Annotated in this window: 18 protein-coding genes; 16 read left to right on the forward strand and 2 right to left on the reverse strand. The window is 58.7% G+C overall.

Annotation, left to right across the window (positions count from 1 at the left end; genetic code table 11):
- Window positions 1–57: 57 nt before the first annotated feature.
- Window positions 58–1008, forward strand: coding sequence for a siderophore-interacting protein (locus AP059_RS09035; protein ID WP_082706782.1), 951 nt, complete (start codon window positions 58–60; stop codon window positions 1006–1008).
- 27 nt (window positions 1009–1035) lie between these two features.
- Here the strand turns inward: AP059_RS09035 and AP059_RS09040 are convergent, their stop codons facing one another.
- Together AP059_RS09040 and AP059_RS09045 are read right to left on the reverse strand one after the other, a co-directional pair.
- Window positions 1036–1884 (reverse strand): YceK/YidQ family lipoprotein, encoded by an 849-nt coding sequence (locus AP059_RS09040; RefSeq protein ID WP_082706781.1) that lies wholly within the window; start codon window positions 1882–1884, stop codon window positions 1036–1038.
- 168 nt (window positions 1885–2052) lie between these two features.
- Complete coding sequence (locus AP059_RS09045; protein ID WP_059762921.1) at window positions 2053–2829, reverse strand: sulfite exporter TauE/SafE family protein; 777 nt, start codon at window positions 2827–2829, stop codon at window positions 2053–2055.
- Between the two features lie 94 nt (window positions 2830–2923).
- Here AP059_RS09045 and AP059_RS09050 point away from each other — a divergent pair, with 94 nt between their 5' ends.
- From AP059_RS09050 to AP059_RS09120, 15 genes are all read left to right on the forward strand, one after another.
- Window positions 2924–3832, forward strand: coding sequence for a LysR family transcriptional regulator (locus tag AP059_RS09050; protein WP_059762922.1), 909 nt, complete (start codon window positions 2924–2926; stop codon window positions 3830–3832).
- A 215-nt stretch (window positions 3833–4047) separates the two neighbouring features.
- Window positions 4048–5256, forward strand: coding sequence for a PepSY-associated TM helix domain-containing protein (locus tag AP059_RS09055; protein WP_059763062.1), 1209 nt, complete (start codon window positions 4048–4050; stop codon window positions 5254–5256).
- Window positions 5253–5795, forward strand: a complete 543-nt coding sequence (locus tag AP059_RS09060; protein ID WP_059762923.1) for a hypothetical protein — start codon at window positions 5253–5255, stop codon at window positions 5793–5795. Before AP059_RS09055 ends, AP059_RS09060 begins: the two co-directional genes overlap by 4 nt.
- The gene (locus tag AP059_RS09065) at window positions 5795–6139 is read left to right on the forward strand and encodes a hypothetical protein (protein WP_059762924.1); all 345 of its coding nucleotides are present in this window, start codon (window positions 5795–5797) and stop codon (window positions 6137–6139) included. Before AP059_RS09060 ends, AP059_RS09065 begins: the two co-directional genes overlap by 1 nt.
- A complete protein-coding gene (locus AP059_RS09070) occupies window positions 6136–6690 on the forward strand; it encodes a DUF6162 family protein (RefSeq protein WP_059762925.1) in 555 nt (184 codons plus the stop codon). The genes AP059_RS09065 and AP059_RS09070 overlap by 4 nt, the downstream gene beginning before the upstream one ends.
- A gap of 34 nt (window positions 6691–6724) precedes the next feature.
- Window positions 6725–7663: a metal ABC transporter substrate-binding protein gene (locus AP059_RS09075; RefSeq protein WP_059762926.1), complete on the forward strand. Its 939-nt coding sequence runs from the start codon at window positions 6725–6727 to the stop codon at window positions 7661–7663.
- On the forward strand, window positions 7660–8415 hold the full coding sequence (locus AP059_RS09080) for a metal ABC transporter ATP-binding protein (protein WP_059762927.1): 756 nt from the start codon (window positions 7660–7662) through the stop codon (window positions 8413–8415). The genes AP059_RS09075 and AP059_RS09080 overlap by 4 nt, the downstream gene beginning before the upstream one ends.
- Window positions 8412–9311 carry a metal ABC transporter permease gene (locus tag AP059_RS09085; RefSeq protein WP_048366105.1) on the forward strand — a complete coding sequence of 300 codons (900 nt, stop codon included), beginning with the start codon at window positions 8412–8414 and terminating at the stop codon, window positions 9309–9311. The genes AP059_RS09080 and AP059_RS09085 overlap by 4 nt, the downstream gene beginning before the upstream one ends.
- On the forward strand, window positions 9312–10217 hold the full coding sequence (locus AP059_RS09090) for a metal ABC transporter solute-binding protein, Zn/Mn family (RefSeq protein WP_059762928.1): 906 nt from the start codon (window positions 9312–9314) through the stop codon (window positions 10215–10217).
- Window positions 10218–10398: 181 nt separating this feature from the next.
- Window positions 10399–10650 (forward strand): DUF1654 domain-containing protein, encoded by a 252-nt coding sequence (locus AP059_RS09095; protein ID WP_059762929.1) that lies wholly within the window; start codon window positions 10399–10401, stop codon window positions 10648–10650.
- A gap of 4 nt (window positions 10651–10654) precedes the next feature.
- Window positions 10655–11344 carry an endonuclease gene (locus AP059_RS09100; protein ID WP_048366108.1) on the forward strand — a complete coding sequence of 230 codons (690 nt, stop codon included), beginning with the start codon at window positions 10655–10657 and terminating at the stop codon, window positions 11342–11344.
- A 157-nt stretch (window positions 11345–11501) separates the two neighbouring features.
- The gene (locus AP059_RS09105; RefSeq protein WP_059762930.1) at window positions 11502–12215 is read left to right on the forward strand and encodes a GntR family transcriptional regulator; all 714 of its coding nucleotides are present in this window, start codon (window positions 11502–11504) and stop codon (window positions 12213–12215) included.
- Window positions 12212–13216, forward strand: coding sequence for an ADP-ribosylglycohydrolase family protein (locus tag AP059_RS09110; protein ID WP_059762931.1), 1005 nt, complete (start codon window positions 12212–12214; stop codon window positions 13214–13216). Before AP059_RS09105 ends, AP059_RS09110 begins: the two co-directional genes overlap by 4 nt.
- A gap of 94 nt (window positions 13217–13310) precedes the next feature.
- A complete protein-coding gene (locus AP059_RS09115) occupies window positions 13311–14774 on the forward strand; it encodes a purine-cytosine permease family protein (protein WP_059762932.1) in 1464 nt (487 codons plus the stop codon).
- Window positions 14767–15702 (forward strand): PfkB family carbohydrate kinase, encoded by a 936-nt coding sequence (locus AP059_RS09120; protein WP_059762933.1) that lies wholly within the window; start codon window positions 14767–14769, stop codon window positions 15700–15702. The genes AP059_RS09115 and AP059_RS09120 overlap by 8 nt, the downstream gene beginning before the upstream one ends.
- The last annotated feature ends 97 nt before the right edge of the window (window positions 15703–15799 follow it).

The raw sequence follows: 15799 nt of genomic DNA on the forward strand, positions 1-15799 counted from the left end.
ATTGAAGCGCCCCGGCAACGTTATAGAGAACGACTCCTGTTTAACATGGTGCTGTTTATGTCTGTCGCCGCCACGCTGGTGCAAACCCTGCGCAAACGCCTGAGCAAACCCAGCGGTTATGAACTGTTCGATATCCAGCTCAAGCAACGCATTGCCTTGAGCCCCTCACTGCTGCGCTGTGTGTTCAGCGGCAAAGACGTAGCGCTGATGCGCACGCTTGCGCCAGACCAGCGGGTCAAACTGTTCTTTCCGGCTGCCGATGGCAGCGCGCCCGATCTGCCCAAAACCGGCGACTGGCAGGCCGCGCGTCGCGCCATGAGCGCCAACCAAACACCGCCCATGCGCACTTACACCCTGCGCAACCTGCGCCCCGAAGCAAACGAGCTGGACATCGACTTTGTGCTGCACGGCGAAACAGGGCCTGCCTCGCGTTGGGCCGCACACAGTGTGCCGGGCGACGGGCTACAAATCGTCGCGCCCAATGCCGCGTACCGCAGCGACCCCGGCGGCTACGAATGGCAACCGCCTGAAGGCGTGCGTCAGGTGCTGCTGATTGGCGACGAAACCGCCTTGCCTGCCATCGCCGGTATTCTCGAACAACTCACCGAGCACCCGGATGCACCGCACGTACAGGCCTTTATTGAAGTGCCTGAAGAGTCAGATTGCCTGGCGCTGCTGTGCGGCTTGAACGCCAAGGTGCATTGGTTGCCCCGTGCCAGCCTGGGCAAGCAACATGGCGAAGGCATGACCCTGGCCGCCCGCGAACTGGCGCGTTTGCCGCCGGTGCGCGGCAATTTGGACAGCACATCGCCCATTGAAGAACTGGACCTGAACACACAACGCCCGTGGGAACGGGCCAGTGCCAAACGGGGCGATTTTTATGCGTGGGTCGCGGGGGAATCGGCTGCGGTCATGGCCATTCGCAGGTTCTTGATCAACGAACAAGGGCTACAGCGCCAGCAACTGACGCTCATGGGCTATTGGAAATTGGGGCGGTCGCTGGAGTAAGGCGCACCGTTGCGTGCATGTGATTGTTCAAACCACTTTGCGAGGGTTCAAAACAGCCTTGTTATGCGGCGCAGGCAAAGGGCACTTACCCTGCGCGGCCTGCTGTTTCAACGATTTAAAGACAGCCTGCACCTCAGGTTGATTCAACGCGCCAGGGTCATACACCGACGTATTTGATCGAACAAAGACCAGTTCATTGCACGGCATGAAGTAAATGATGATCGACTTGTCTGCCACTTTCTCAGCACTGGCCAGAAGGGTTTGTTTTATTTTTATTGTATTTCTATAGTTGATCCCATTAGGCGCTTGATACACCGGCCCTACTTTGTGAAAGCTCATGGCTTTGCCCGAACTGCGCGGATCAGCCGCAAACAATTGCGCCGGATTAATCGTCCCCGCGACGGGTTCAACACCGCTCTTGGGGTCGGGGGCTGCTACAGCTTTTGCAATAAGGGCTCTCTCTAATCTGAAGGGCGCATTTTCAATAAAATCCGTATTGCCGGTCGGCGCCGAATAAGGAGGCCAAGCCATGTAATCGAAGTCGCTGGCACCGGTTAAATTTATGCTGTAAAGCGGTGCCGAATAGCCCACCGGAGGGGGCATGTACACCACCACCGGCTTACTTTTTTGATAGGCATCGTAAGGGTATAAAACAATATCTACTCCCAGATCCACTGGCATGGAGACTATTGCCATCAGTGGCACTAAACCCAAGGAAACCACCCAAAATAAAGGCTCGCTAACTATTTTTATATCTTCGTTAACACCATCAAACGTGCCTGTTCGATGACCTAATATCGTCCCACACCCTGACAGCAGCGTAAGACACACACCCAAGACAACTGCCGGTAATATTTTTGTGCGTGCGGCGTCCATTGCGACCTCTTAGTCCATTTTTTCAGGCGGCACTTGTAACCCATCACGCGCCATAAAGCTATTAACGTGGCTCACGGCAAGCTTCATCTCAGGTCTTGGAATATGCCCCTGAATGCCTGCCCATTTAACGCCACCCAGCGAGGCAAAACAGCCCTGTTTGAACCTGGACTAAAACCCGTTCATATAAGCGCGATAGATCAGCATCGCACCGCTGGCCAATATGATCACATTCACTGCCCGTATGAAGGTTTCACGCGACACTCTGAGCGTAATGTGGTTGCCCGCCCAAAGCCCCACGATCAAGGCCGGTAATAAATAGAGCGCCATCACCCACAATGAAAGGTCGGTATAGGTGCCCGCCAGCGTTAACATCGTCAGCCGTACCAAGGTACTGATCCCGATCAAGGTACTTTGTGTGGCACCGGCTTTTTCTTTGGTCTGGAGACGGCCATTTAAATAAATGGCGTACAAAAATCCGCCACTGCCAAACAACGCGCCCACTAATCCGCCACTGACCCCCAAGGGCATTGCCCATGCAGTCGGTAATACCGTCTTTGGTCGCGGCGTGAATAACGCATAGACGGCATACAACGTGACAAAACAGCCCATCATCAACAGCAGTGCATCCGCCTGAGTGCTCAGCAGTATTACGATGCCCGCCACACTGCCGAGCGCCATAAAGGGCACTAACCTGAACAACTCTGCAGGCACCACATTTTTATATGAGCGCGCCAATCGGCCAAAAGCCGCCACACAGTCCAATAACACCAACAAGGGAATGACTTGCGACAGCGGCATGTAATGAAGCAGCACAGGTCCGGCCACCAGCGCCGTTCCAAACCCCGCAATACCAAAAATGACATACGCCACACTGACCGTCGCAAAGATGATTAAAAACTGTGCCTGCGCATACGGGGCATGAAGAATAAAATCGAGCATTGCCAGAACTTCCCAGGTATTTGAGACAGCCTACCCAACCCTGAAAAGCTCGACTAATATCAAAAAAACAAGCCACCTATCTCATTTCGGCATAGCGCTTATGATTTCGATGAAACAGTTACGCTATTTTGTAGCCATCGCAGAAAACGGCAGTTTCATGGCAGCGGCACAAACGCTGTTTATTGCTCAATCGGCACTCAGCCGGCAAATCCAGGCATTAGAAAAACACTTGGGCATTCTGTTATTTGAGCGCACCGCGCGCCAACCGGAGCTGACCCACGCCGGTTTAGCCTTCTTACCCAGAGCCAAAGCTATTTTGATTGACGTTGAAAGTGCCAGCCGCCTGGCCACCTCAACGGGTCTGGGGCAAAGCGGCACAATCCGCTTGGGCCACGCCAGCACCGTGCCACTGATCGGCAGGTTAAAAGAGGTGATGGGGCTGTACCTGGAAGCATCCCCTGATGTCTGCATTGAAGTGTCAGAAGAATCCTCAGAAACACAACTATTGAACCTGGTGGAGGGCCGTACCGATGTGGGCTTGCTCCGACTCCCGGTGCTGCATCAATTGAATGACATCAAGCTTGTCCCGCTCTTTACCGAGAAGGTGGTGGTGGCCGTGAGCCCCAGTCACCCGTTGGCCTCGCGGCAGCGCATGACACTGGTCGAATTGCAGGACGAACACTTTGTAACGATCACCCACGCCAAACGTGGCGGGCTGAGTTCCCTTTCTTACGATCTGTGCGCGCGCGCCGGGTTTTCGCCAAAATCAGCGCAGGTTTATTCACTCAAAAGTACGCAGTCGATGCTGATTCAGGCCGGATTCGGGATCGCATTGTTGCCTGCCTCCACAGTGCGGGCGTGTTCATTGCACGGGATTGAGTTGGCTGATGACGGCTGTGAGAGCACTGTCGCGCTGGCGTATCGCGAACGCGGCCCATCTTTGGTGACGGCCTTCGTCAAACACTTCCAGCATGTCTGTGCTGAACATCAAGTGCGCGTCCACGGCTAATTTTCCATTCCCTCACTCGTTATCAGTGATGGCCCCTTCATTCTCTGGCCAGCAAAGGCCGCCGGGCGCTGATGTTTCTGCGCCCCAGACGCCCGTAGAAACAATTCTTTACATCTCAAGGTTAGGGTTTTGCCTTTCTCATCCGTCCTACATGGATAAGCAATCGCTTCTCAATGGCGATTAACACCCGCTCAACCGCGAGTTTGCCGTTTCCCATGTCCAAAAAGTCCCGCTCCAAGCTTTGGTTTCTGGTTCACAGTTGGCTCACCCTGCCGATCTGGTTCTTTGTGCTGATTGTGTGCGTCACCGGCACCCTGGCGGTGGTCAGCCAGGAGATTGTGTGGCTCGCCACCCCTGAAGCCCGCGCCAGCCAACCCTCGGACGACGCACCGCTGCTCACCTATGAGCAAGTGCTCAACGCCATTCACCAGGCAGAACCCAAGCTTGCCGTGCAGTCGATCAGCCGACCGGACGAATCGCATTTCGCACTGGTGGCCGATGTGGTGTACCCGGACGGGCGCTCACCGTCGCTCTATATCAACCCGTACACCGGGGCGATTCAGGGCGAGAGCCCAGCTTTCGACTTCAAGGCCTTTACCCGCGCCCTGCACGGTTGGTGGCTGGTGCCGTTCACCAACGGCTACAGCTGGGGCTGGTATTTGGTGTCCTTCCTCGGCTTGCCGCTGCTGGCCTCGTTGGTCACGGGGCTGGTGGTGTACAAAAAATTCTGGAAAGGCTTCTTCAAGCCCAACCTGCGCTTCAAGCACGGCGCACGGATTTTCTGGGGCGACTTCCATCGCCTGTGCGGCATCTGGTCCATCTGGTTTATCGCGGTGATCTCCATCAGCGGCCTGTGGTTCCTCATCCAGGCGTTCATGTTCGATAACCAGATTTCCATTTCCACGGAAGGTAACCCGCCGGTGGTGGCGCGTCAGGATGTCCCGATCATGCCAGACGGCAAACCGGCCCCGCAGATCAGCCTGGACAAGGCCGTGGCCATTGCTGCCGAGAAAATCCCGGGGCTTGAAGCCAGCTTCATCAGTTTGCCCAGCAATGCCTTCGGCCACATCGAAGTCGGCGGGCCGGGTTGGTATCCCCTGCTGTTCCAGACCGCCGACATCAACCCGTATAACGGCCTGATCGAAGGCTCACGGATGATCGCCGACCGCTCCGGCCTGGAGCTGGTCACAGAGTCCATGCGCCCTTTGCACACCGGTGACTTCGGCGGGCTGTGGGTCAAGCTGATCTGGTTCTTCTTCGGCCTGATCCTGAGCATGATGGTGTTGAGCGGGCTATTGATCTGGACCAAACGCACCGCGCTGGCCACCGCCAATGCGCTCAAGCGCAGCAATAAGCCCGCACGTTCAGTACCCGCGCAAGCGGCCACCGCCCGCACTGACGCCACCTCGGAGGCCAACGCATGAGCAAGGCAGCGGCTGCACAGCCGACTTCCAGCAGCCTGAGCCGGTTTTGGCATAAATGGCGCTTTCACATCAACATCCTGCTGTTGCTGGTGCCATTGGGCTTCATGCCCAAATACTTTGCCGATGCGTCGCTGTTTCGCGGCGACAGCGGCTTGGGCGAGCGCGAAGTCGGCACCGTTGAGATCGGCCCCTGGAGCCTGCAACTGGCCGAACTGCGCGATGAAGCCCCTCGCCCGGATGGCCCGGCAGGCTACATGAAAAGCTTTAACGCAGCCTTGTGCGACGCCTGCATCGAACCGGTCAAGGCCGTTTACCTGCGTGTTGGCAAGCCGCGCAGCTTGCGCACCGCCGGGGTGATTTTCTTCGGTACGCCTTATCGCCTGGGAGCCACCGTGCCGATCCCCCTGCGCACCCAAGAGGATGCCGACCTGTGGATCACCCTGGAAGGCTGGGACGGTTCGGTGCATCAGGCATCCATTCCCCTGAAGCAAGCCTCACCGGCCACGGTGGCCTGGCTCAAACAACGAGGAGGCAAGTAATGAGCACACGTTTGTCCAACTGCCGAACACGACGGCTGATGACCGCAGGTTTGGTGGCATTGCTGGGGGTCAGCCATCAGGCGTTGGCCCACAACCCCATGTGCGAATGCAAAGAAGTCGAAGGTGCGCAAATACGCTGCACGGGCGGGTTCTCGGATGGCAGCGGTGCGCCGGGCGTCACCCTGGACGTCATCGGCTACGACGAGACCATTCTGGTACCCGGCAAGCTGGGGGCCGATTCGACCCTCACCTTCAAAAAGCCCGATGCTGAGTTTTATGTGCTGTTCGACGCAGGTCCCGGCCACATCGTCGAAATTGACCAAGCCGACATCGAGGCCCCATGAACACTCACGTCGTGCGCCCGGCCGGAGCCGGGCATGAAACCCTGTATGTGCTGCTGTTATGCCTGTTGATCCTGACGGTCGCAGGTTCGGTGGTGGCCTGGCGTCACGAAACGCAAGCCGTCACCTCGGTGGCGTCCCATCAACTGGATGCACGACGCGATCTGAGCGCCGCCGAACAAGGGATCTATGCCGACCTGCGGGTCACCCTCGACGAAATCCAGCTGTTAGGCGAAGACTCAAACGCCCTGCCCGAACCCACCGAACTGGCCGCTGAAGGTTTTGCACCGTTTGCCATCGATGCCAGCTCAGTCAGTCGCGGCGGCCATCAATGGCAGTTGCTCGGCGATGAGGCGTATCTGGGCATCAGCCCGAACCCAAGCGTTGCCGGCTCGTTCTTACTGCGCATTGGCGCGCAGCCTGACGTGTGGCTTAACCGCAACAGCGCTGTCAGCGCCCCCACCGATTTTAGCGATGCAGCCCTGAACCAGAGTGGCTGGCAGCAAGTGATCGCGCAATTCGATGCCGGGGTGACTCGCCAGCATCGGCACTGAACCCACCGCTTGACCTGAGAGAAGACTGCTCGCCATGTCCATTTCATCTGTTCTGCGTCGCCGCACCTTGTTGCTGGCCGGCCTGTTTGCCTTTTGCCTTGCGCCGCAAGCCTTTGCCGACACCCCTGCACCGCTGGCCAAACCGTTGCGCATTGGCATCACCCTGCACCCGTATTACAGCTACGTGAGCAATATCGTTGGCGACAAGGCCGAGGTCGTGCCGTTGATTCCGGCAGGCTTTAACCCCCATGCCTACGAACCGCGTGCCGAGGACATCAAACGCATCGGCACGCTGGACGTGATCGTGCTCAATGGCGTTGGCCATGACGACTTCGCCGACCGCATGATCGAAGCCAGTGAACGCCCCGACATCCCGGTGATCGAGGCCAATCAAAACGTCCCGTTGCTGGCAGCCACCGGCAATGCGGCTCGCGGTGCTGGCAAGGTGGTCAACCCGCACACCTTTCTGTCGATCAGCGCCTCGATTGCTCAGGTCAACAACATTGCCCGCGAGCTGGGCAAGCTTGACCCGGCCAACGCCAAAACCTACACCGCCAATGCGCGCGCCTATGGCAAACGCCTGCGCCAGATGCGCGCCGCAGCGCTGGCGAAACTGACCGAAGCACCCAATGCCGACCTGCGCGTGGCCACCGTACACGCGGCTTACGACTATCTGCTGCGCGAATTCGGCCTGGAGGTCACCGCTGTGGTCGAGCCTGCACACGGCATCGAACCAAGCCCCAGCCAACTGAAAAAAACCATCGACCAATTGCGCGCGCTGGATGTGAAAGTGATTTTCTCGGAGATGGACTTCCCGTCCACCTATGTCGACACTATTCAGCGTGAGTCCGGGGTCAAGCTGTACCCGCTGTCGCACATTTCGTATGGCGACTACAGCGCCGATAAATACGAAAAAGAAATGACCGGCAACCTCAATACCGTGGTCAAGGCGATACAGGAGGCAGGCGCATGAGCGCAGCTGAGCCTTTGGGCACCGTCACTGTAGGCCCGGGCGTGGAGTTTGATCAGGTCTCGCTGACTCTGGGGCGCACCCTGATTCTGGATCATGTCAGCTTCAACATTCGCCCCGGCAGTGTGCACGCACTGGTCGGACCCAACGGCGGCGGCAAAAGCTCACTGATCAAGACCCTGCTCGGGCAAATGCCCCATCAGGGCCGTCTGTGCCTGAACTGGCCTGCCGAACCTGGCCTGATCGGCTACGTGCCACAAGCACTGGAATTCGACCGCGGCTTGCCCATGACCGTCGACGATTTCATGGCCGCCATGTGTCAGCGCCTGCCTGCATTCATGGGGCTGTCACGCAAGGTGGCGCCAGCGATTGGTGACGCGCTGGAGCGGGTGGGCATGCAAGACAAACGCAAACGGCGCATGGGCGCTCTGTCCGGTGGCGAGCGCCAGCGCGTATTGCTCGCGCAAGGGCTGATTCCCTCCCCGCAGTTGCTGGTACTGGATGAACCGATGTCTGCGCTGGACGAAGCCGGTGCTCAAGTCTTTGAGCGCCTGCTCGCCGACTGGCGGCAGGGCGGTGTCACCGTGGTGTGGATCGAGCATGACTTGGCAGCGGTCAAACGCTTGGCAGAGCGCGTAACCGGCCTCAATCGCCGCGTGCTGTTTGACGGGCCTCCCGAGCACACCCTCAGCCCCGATCGCTTGCTGAGCCTGTTCTCAACCCATCCCACCGCTCAGGGGAGTGCTCACTCATGAGTTACGAAGCATTTCGCCTGATGGTGCAGGGCTGGGCCACAGCGGGTTACCTGCCCGAAGTTCTGGCCTATGGTTTTGTCGTCAACGCCTTGCTCGCCGGGCTGCTGATCGGCCCCGTGCTCGGCGGCCTGGGCACGCTGGTGGTCGTAAAGCGCTTCGCGTTCTTTTCCGAAGCGGTCGGGCACGCGGCGCTGACCGGCGTGGCCATTGGTATCTTGCTCGGCGAACCCTACACCGGCCCGTATGGCAGCCTGTTCGGCTATTGCTTGCTGTTCGGCATTTCCCTGAATTACCTGCGTAATCGCACCGGGTTAGCCCCGGACACCTTGATCGGCGTATTCCTGTCCGTCTCGTTGGCACTGGGCGCCAGCCTGCTGCTGATTCTGGCGGGCAAGATCAACGTGCACATTCTCGAAAACGTACTGTTTGGCTCCGTTCTGACCGTCAACGGCAACGATCTGCTGGTATTGGCCATTGTCGGCGCGTTGGTGCTGGGGCTGAGCCTGCCGTTGTACAACCGCATCATGCTCGCCAGCTTCAACCCGCAACTGGCCGCCGTGCGCGGGGTCGCCGTGAAGTCGCTGGACTACCTGTTCGTGATTCTGGTGACGCTCATCACCGTGGCCGCCGTGAAAGTCATCGGTGCGATTCTGGTCGGCGCTTTGCTGGTCATACCCGCAGCGGCTGCGCGCTTGCTCAGCCAGTCGCTCAGAGGCTTCTTCTGGATCTCGGTCCTGATCGCCACTGTCAGCACGCTCTGCGGCATCCTGCTACCGATTGTGTTCGACCTGCCCATCCCCTCCGGCGCTGCGATCATTCTGGTGGCCGGTATCGCCTTCGCCCTCGCTGCCATTGCGCGCGGGGTGGTCCCCAGCCTGAAAGGGAATATTGGATAAATGCACACTTTGCGCACCCTCACCCTCGCGCTGGCCCTCACCGGCCTGTTCAGCTCACCGCTTCAGGCCGCCGATGCGCCCTCACCACCGGTGCGCATTCTGGCCAGCCTGCCCATCACCTATGGCTTGGGCCAATTGTTGCTCAACGACAGCGGCGTGAGCCTGGAACGCGCCGCTGCCGCCAACTTGCCCGGCAGTCGACAGAGCGCCTACTTCAGCGGTCGCGGCGCCCCTGCCCTGCACAAACTGGCTGAACACGCCGACGCGGTGATCGGGCTGCGCTCCGTGTGGAGCGATGACCCGCTCTACCCAATGGCACGGCGCAGCAACATCCGCATCGTCGAAGTCGATGCAGCACGCCCGGTCGACGGCAGCTTGCCGGGCATCGCCTTGCAACCGGGCACCCCGCACGACGGTCTCAACAGTCAACCGTGGCTGGCGAGCAACAACATGGGGCGTATGGCCGACGTTATCGCGGCCGACCTGGTGCGCCTGGCGCCCGCCGCAAAACCGCAGATCGAAGCCAACCTGGCAGCCCTCAAGCAACGCCTGCTCAAACTCAACGCCGACAGCGAAGCGCAACTGGCCAAGGCCGATAACCTGAGCGTGGTGAGCTTGTCCGATCGACTGGACTACCTGCTGGGCGGCTTGAATCTGGAGCGCGTGGACGTCGAGCACAGCCCTGACCAGACGTGGACACCCGAAACCCTCAACGCCCTGACCCAAACCCTGAAAGACAATGACGTTGCATTGGTGCTGGACCATCGCGCACCGTCCGATGCATTAAAAACAGCGGTGACGCAAGGTGGCAGTGAACTGCTGGTGATCAGCACGGACGGGGCTGACCCGGTCGCCGAATTGCAAAGCAATATCGAGGCGATTGTTAAGGGTTTGACCAAGCGCTAGAGATTTTCCACATCGCTGCAAAACTCGGTTGCGGCCTTGTATACAAGGCCGCAACCGGAGCCGCTCATGCCATAAATGGATAAACGGACACCGCGTAAAAGCAGCGCCGATGCACCAAACGGTTGCGAAATGACGCGCAGTTAAATACTGTATGCGCATACAGCTAACCAAGGATCGCATCATGGCTAAAAAAGCAGCGAAAGCGCCAACCCCTCCGACCCCCTACGAACTTTTCGGACTTCGCATTCAAAAAGAAATCAGTTCTCCCAAGGCACAAAAAGCCAAAATGGCTGTCCTTTTGCGTCAGGAAGGTGACAACCCGGAGTGGTGGGAACGCCTGATAGAAGAAATCTCCGAAAACGATAACGTCACCATTGCCCTCCGCGATTGTGGTGGGGTCAACGTTTTCTGGACCGTGCCCGAGGAAGACTGAGTTAATGAGGGTTCGTTTACTGGCACTTGCCAGCCTCTTCACTGCTTTAAGCGTACAGGCGGCTGCGCCGCAAACCTTTAGCGAAGCAAAAAAGGTTGCCTGGAAGCTCTACGCGCCACAGTCCACCGAGTTTTACTGTGGCTGTAAATACACCGGCAACCGCGTCAACTTGCAAGCATGTGGTTACGTGCCGCGAAAAAATGCCAATCGCGCGGCACGCATCGAATGGGAACATATCGTGCCGGCGTGGCAAATTGGTCATCAACGTCAATGCTGGCAAAAAGGTGGACGCAAAAACTGCACCCGTAACGACCCGGTGTACAAGGTGGCTGAGGCCGACTTGCACAACCTGGTGCCAAGCATTGGCGAGGTCAATGGCGACCGTAACAATTTCAGCTTTGGCTGGCTCCCGGCACAACCCGCCCAGTACGGTTCGTGTTTGACCCAGGTCGACTTCAAAGCCAAAAAGGTCATGCCACGCCCCTCCATCCGCGGGATGATTGCACGCACCTACTTTTATATGAGCAAGCGCTACAATTTACGCCTATCCAAACAAGACCTTCAGCTGTACCAGGCTTGGGATAAAACCTACCCGGTGCAGGCGTGGGAACGTCAACGCAACCAGGCGGTTGCCTGTGTCATGGGCCGCGGAAATGAATTTGTCGGCCCCGTTAATCTCAAGGCCTGCGGCTGAATTAAAAGTCGGCTTTACTAAGCCTTGGGTCCTGCACCCAATGCAGGATTCAAGGTGTCCACACATGAGTGGATCGGTTGTGGCGCCTTGGCGTTTTACCCTCATCAAAGAGGTCCATTTATTGCCCAAGTGCCATTACTGAGCTATTACTCTGCACATGATTAGACAAGCTCGTTCCAACAAGAAGCAACGCGTGGTTGATGAACTCGTTCACCGGATAGAAAGCGGGCTATTAGCCGATGGTTTACCCCTCCCTGAAGAAGACCAACTGGCTCAAGAGCTGGGCGTCAGTCGCAGCACGTTGCGTCATGCCTTGACTGAACTGGAACGCCGGCGTTACATCGCGATGCAAACGGGCGGCGGCTCTGTTGTCACCTATGACGGCATGACTCTGGACCAAAACAACGGCTGGACTCAGGCACTGGCCGACACCGGTGCGCGTATCCACACTGAGTTGCTGCGATTTGAAGCCATCGAACGGCCTGAATTGCTCCATCAGTTTGGCGTGAGCCATTTCATTGCGCTCGACCGTCGGCGGCGACGGGCTGATGGCACCGCCGTTTCGCTGGAGCGCTCGCTGATGCCTGCCACCCACGGTCTTGAAAGTTTGCCGCGTGTGGGATTGATCGATAATTCGTTGACCATTACCCTCGCCGCCTACGGCTTCGTGGGTGAGCGTGGCGATCAATGGATCGGGGCCGAACCTTTGAGTGAGGAAGAAGCGCTGCTGCTGGGCCGTGCGCCCGGCACTGTTTTCCTCAAAGCCTTGCGCACCACCTACGACCGGCAGGGGCGTTTTATGGAGCAGGTCGAAAGCTGGCTTGATCCCCTGCATTTTCGGATGCACCAATCGTTTGGAACGCCAACATGAGTCAACTGGATCGCGCCCTGGGGGCCTTTTACGGGCTGGCATTGGGGGACGCTTTGGGTATGCCCACCCAATCGTTTAGCCGAGCCCAGATCCTCGAACGTTTCGGCGCCATCACCGACCTGCAAGACGCGCCCGCCGATCAACCCATTGCGCCCAACATGCCCAAGGGATCCATCACCGACGACACCGAGCAAGCCATTCTGGTCGCACAGTTGCTGGTCGAAGGGGATGCCCGCATAGATCCCGCACAACTGGCGCGACGGTTGATCGACTGGGAAGCCCGCATGCAAGCCAAAGGCTCACAAGACCTGTTGGGCCCTTCAACCAAGCACGCACTCAGCCTGATCCTGGCCGGACACAGCGTTGCAGAGGCGGGACGCTTCGGCACCACCAACGGCGCGGCCATGCGCATCACCCCGGTGGGGATCGCCTGCGATATCGCCCGCCCCGATCACTTCCTCAACGCAGTCGTTCAAGCCTGCCAAGTGACCCACAACACCAGTCTGGGCATCGCCAGCGCAGCCGCCGTGGCAGCCGTTGTATCAAGCGGCATCAATGGCAAAACACTGGAACACGCGCTCAATGCTGGCACTGAAATGGCCTTTAGAGCCGAGCATCATGGGCATTGGGTGGCAGGTGCTCGCATCGGGCCGCGTATACGTTGGGCGCGCGAAGCCAGCACGCGGTGCAATAACGATAACCTGGGCGACTTGCTGTATGACGTGATTGGCACCTCTGTCGCCTCGCAAGAGTCTGTAGTCGCCGCTTTTGCGCTGGCGCAACGTGTGGCCAGTGGCGCCATGAACAGTTTCGACGCGCTGTGCATGGCAGCCAGCATTGGTGGTGATACCGACACCATTGGCGCCGTACTCGGGGCCATGCTCGGCGCGTGCGAAGGGCTGGATCACTGGCCTGCGCCGCTGATAGGCCACGTAAAAGAGGTCAATCAGTTGCAACTTGAACCCTTGGTCAAGGCGCTACTGAACCTGCGCAACGCCTAAACTCCCCCGCAATGGAATGCACACAGGCTTGAACACTGAAGCCTGCGCGACACGCTGCTTACAACCATAAAAACAGCCTCAGGAGCTGCACCCCATGAGTCACCTTCGCGTCGGGCACAGTGCCGGACAACTGGAAACCCGCGGCATCGAGCCAGTCCCCGAAAACGAATGCAACGGCAACCCGCTGCAACTGTTCTGGGTATGGTTTGCCGCCAACATCAGCATCCTCGGCCTGCCACTGGGCGCCACACTGGTCGCCTTTCACCAACTGGCTATCTGGCAAGTCATCCTCGTTGCCTTGATTGGCGCTGCCGGTTCGTTCGCCGTGGTCGGGGTGATCTCGATTGCTGGCCGCCGTGGGCGTGCGCCCAGCCTGACTCTGTCGAGGGCTATTTTCGGCGTGCGGGGCAACATCGGTCCCACGTTGGTCTCGCTGATTTCACGGGTCGGCTGGGAAACCGTCAACACCACGACGGCAGCCTTTGTATTACTGGCACTGAGCAGCATCGTGTTTGGTACCCCGACCGAAGCTAAAAGCGCCCCCCTGCTAACGCTGACCTTCATCGGTATTTTTGCCCTGCTCACGCTGGCAGTGTCGGGCTTGGGCCATGCCACCTTGCTGCTAATCCAGAAGTGGGCCACTTATGTGTTCGGCGCGCTCAACCTGCTGGTGGGTGGATTCCTGTGCGCGACCATCGATTGGCATGCCGTGTTTAGCGCCAGCCCTGCTCCCATGAGCGCAGTGGTTATAGGAATTGGCATCATGGCGGCAGGGACCGGGATCGGCTGGGCCAACGCGGGCGCCGACATGTCGCGCTACCAAAAGCACACCGTCAGCGCAACGCAACTGGTGGCGTCTGCTGCGTGGGGTGCGGGTATACCGCTGGTGCTGTTGATCACGCTCGGCGGCTTACTGTCAGTGGGCAATCAGACATTAGCCTCCGCCACCGACCCCGTTGCCGCGATCCGCAACATGCTCCCTGCATGGATGGCCGTGCCTTATCTGCTCAGCGCGTTTGGCGGCTTGTTGCTGTCCAATCACCTGTCGGTCTATTCCGCTGGCCTGACCACGTTGACCCTCGGGGTAAAGATCAAACGGGTGCAGGCAGTCGTGGTTGATATCGTCGCTATTTTTTGTGGCTCGATTTACTTCATGCTCTACGCCGACAGCTTTTACGGGCCGTTCATTACCTTTATTTCCCTGACGGCAATTCCGATTACTGCGTGGGTAGCCATCTTTGTCGTGGACTTGATCCATCGTCATTACTACAGCGCCAAAGACTTACTGGACGTCAGTGCGAGCAGCGCCTACTGGTACAGCGGCGGCATCGAATGGCGCGCCCTGAGTGCCTGGGCCGTGGCACTGGTGCTGGGGTTTTGTTTTACCCGCGTGGGCAGCAACGACACGGACTGGTTCGTCGGCCCATTGGCGAACTCCTGGCTGGGCCATAACGGACTGGGCTGGGTCGTCACCTTGGTGGTGGCGGGCGGCTTGTACGCCGTGATGGGTGGCGCCAAAGACCGGCGACAGGCTGCAGAGCGATTTACCAATGTCTAGATTGCTGCACACCGGCCAAATCATCATCGACCTGGTAATGGCACTCGACACCCTGCCGGTCAGCGGGGGCGATGCCTTGGCAAAAAGTGCCCGTTTTGAGGCAGGCGGCGGCTTTAATGTGATGGCAGCGGCGCAGCGCAACGGCCTGTCCACCTGGTATCTGGGCCGACATGGTCAAGGCCCGTTCGGCGACCTGGCGCGTCAGGCGATGCTCGCAGAAGGCATTACCCCCACCCTGGCGCCAGCTGCGGACCAAGACACCGGGCTGTGCGTGGCACTGACTGAGGCCAGCGCTGAGCGCACGTTCATTTCCTATATTGGCGCGGAAGGTGTGTTGACATCCGATGATCTGGCGCGGGTTCGGGTTGAGCCACACGACGCGGTGTATGTCAGCGGTTACAGCCTGCTGCACAGCGCCAAGGCCAAGCCGTTACTGCACTGGTTACTGGGATTGGCGCACAGCGTGCACGTCAGCTTTGACCCTGGACCTTTGCTTGGGGACATCCCCGCCGAGCTGATGCACGCGTTGCTACCGCGCCTCAACCTGTGGACCAGCAACCGCCTTGAGGCGCAGATCCTGACGGGCACTCAAACCCTTGCCCAGGCGTTACTCGCACTGCAAGGACGCTTGGCGCGTGACTGCTTGAAGGTGATCCGCGATGGCGCGCAAGGCTGCTGGATCAGCGACCCGCACGGCCAACACGCCCTTGCCGGGTTCAGCGTGCAGGCCGTCGACAGCAATGGTGCTGGCGACGCTCACACGGGGGTATTGATCGCCGCATTGATGGCCGGTCATTCACCGGTTGATGCTGCACGTCGAGCCAACGCTGGCGCCGCCATTGCGGTCACACGCAGAGGCCCGGCGACTGCGCCACACGACCATGAAATCGACGCTTTCATGGCCCGACATGCGGATTTCAATCTTTAAAAATAGATTTAGCACAAGAGCACTCAGTCAAATTCCTACAAGCAACCCGACCAAAGACTGTAAGCAAAAGTGTATAAAAATCTTCATAAAAGCTGGA

The sequence above is a fragment of the Pseudomonas sp. TAA207 genome (genome assembly GCF_001529285.1).
In the GTDB taxonomy this organism is placed as follows: Bacteria; Pseudomonadota; Gammaproteobacteria; order Pseudomonadales; family Pseudomonadaceae; genus Aquipseudomonas; species Aquipseudomonas weihenstephanensis.

Excerpts from the sequence above, each read along its gene's own strand:
- AP059_RS09035 (WP_082706782.1), top strand. The coding sequence starts at position 58 with ATGTCTGTCGCCGCCACGCTGGTGCAAACCCTGCGCAAACGCCTGAGC.
- AP059_RS09040 (WP_082706781.1), bottom strand. The coding sequence starts at position 1,884 with ATGGACGCCGCACGCACAAAAATATTACCGGCAGTTGTCTTGGGTGTG.
- AP059_RS09050 (WP_059762922.1), top strand. The coding sequence starts at position 2,924 with ATGATTTCGATGAAACAGTTACGCTATTTTGTAGCCATCGCAGAAAAC.
- AP059_RS09055 (WP_059763062.1), top strand. The coding sequence starts at position 4,048 with ATGTCCAAAAAGTCCCGCTCCAAGCTTTGGTTTCTGGTTCACAGTTGG.
- AP059_RS09060 (WP_059762923.1), top strand. The coding sequence starts at position 5,253 with ATGAGCAAGGCAGCGGCTGCACAGCCGACTTCCAGCAGCCTGAGCCGG.
- AP059_RS09065 (WP_059762924.1), top strand. The coding sequence starts at position 5,795 with ATGAGCACACGTTTGTCCAACTGCCGAACACGACGGCTGATGACCGCA.
- AP059_RS09070 (WP_059762925.1), top strand. The coding sequence starts at position 6,136 with ATGAACACTCACGTCGTGCGCCCGGCCGGAGCCGGGCATGAAACCCTG.
- AP059_RS09075 (WP_059762926.1), top strand. The coding sequence starts at position 6,725 with ATGTCCATTTCATCTGTTCTGCGTCGCCGCACCTTGTTGCTGGCCGGC.
- AP059_RS09080 (WP_059762927.1), top strand. The coding sequence starts at position 7,660 with ATGAGCGCAGCTGAGCCTTTGGGCACCGTCACTGTAGGCCCGGGCGTG.
- AP059_RS09085 (WP_048366105.1), top strand. The coding sequence starts at position 8,412 with ATGAGTTACGAAGCATTTCGCCTGATGGTGCAGGGCTGGGCCACAGCG.
- AP059_RS09090 (WP_059762928.1), top strand. The coding sequence starts at position 9,312 with ATGCACACTTTGCGCACCCTCACCCTCGCGCTGGCCCTCACCGGCCTG.
- AP059_RS09095 (WP_059762929.1), top strand. The coding sequence starts at position 10,399 with ATGGCTAAAAAAGCAGCGAAAGCGCCAACCCCTCCGACCCCCTACGAA.
- AP059_RS09100 (WP_048366108.1), top strand. The coding sequence starts at position 10,655 with ATGAGGGTTCGTTTACTGGCACTTGCCAGCCTCTTCACTGCTTTAAGC.
- AP059_RS09105 (WP_059762930.1), top strand. The coding sequence starts at position 11,502 with ATGATTAGACAAGCTCGTTCCAACAAGAAGCAACGCGTGGTTGATGAA.
- AP059_RS09110 (WP_059762931.1), top strand. The coding sequence starts at position 12,212 with ATGAGTCAACTGGATCGCGCCCTGGGGGCCTTTTACGGGCTGGCATTG.
- AP059_RS09115 (WP_059762932.1), top strand. The coding sequence starts at position 13,311 with ATGAGTCACCTTCGCGTCGGGCACAGTGCCGGACAACTGGAAACCCGC.
- AP059_RS09120 (WP_059762933.1), top strand. The coding sequence starts at position 14,767 with ATGTCTAGATTGCTGCACACCGGCCAAATCATCATCGACCTGGTAATG.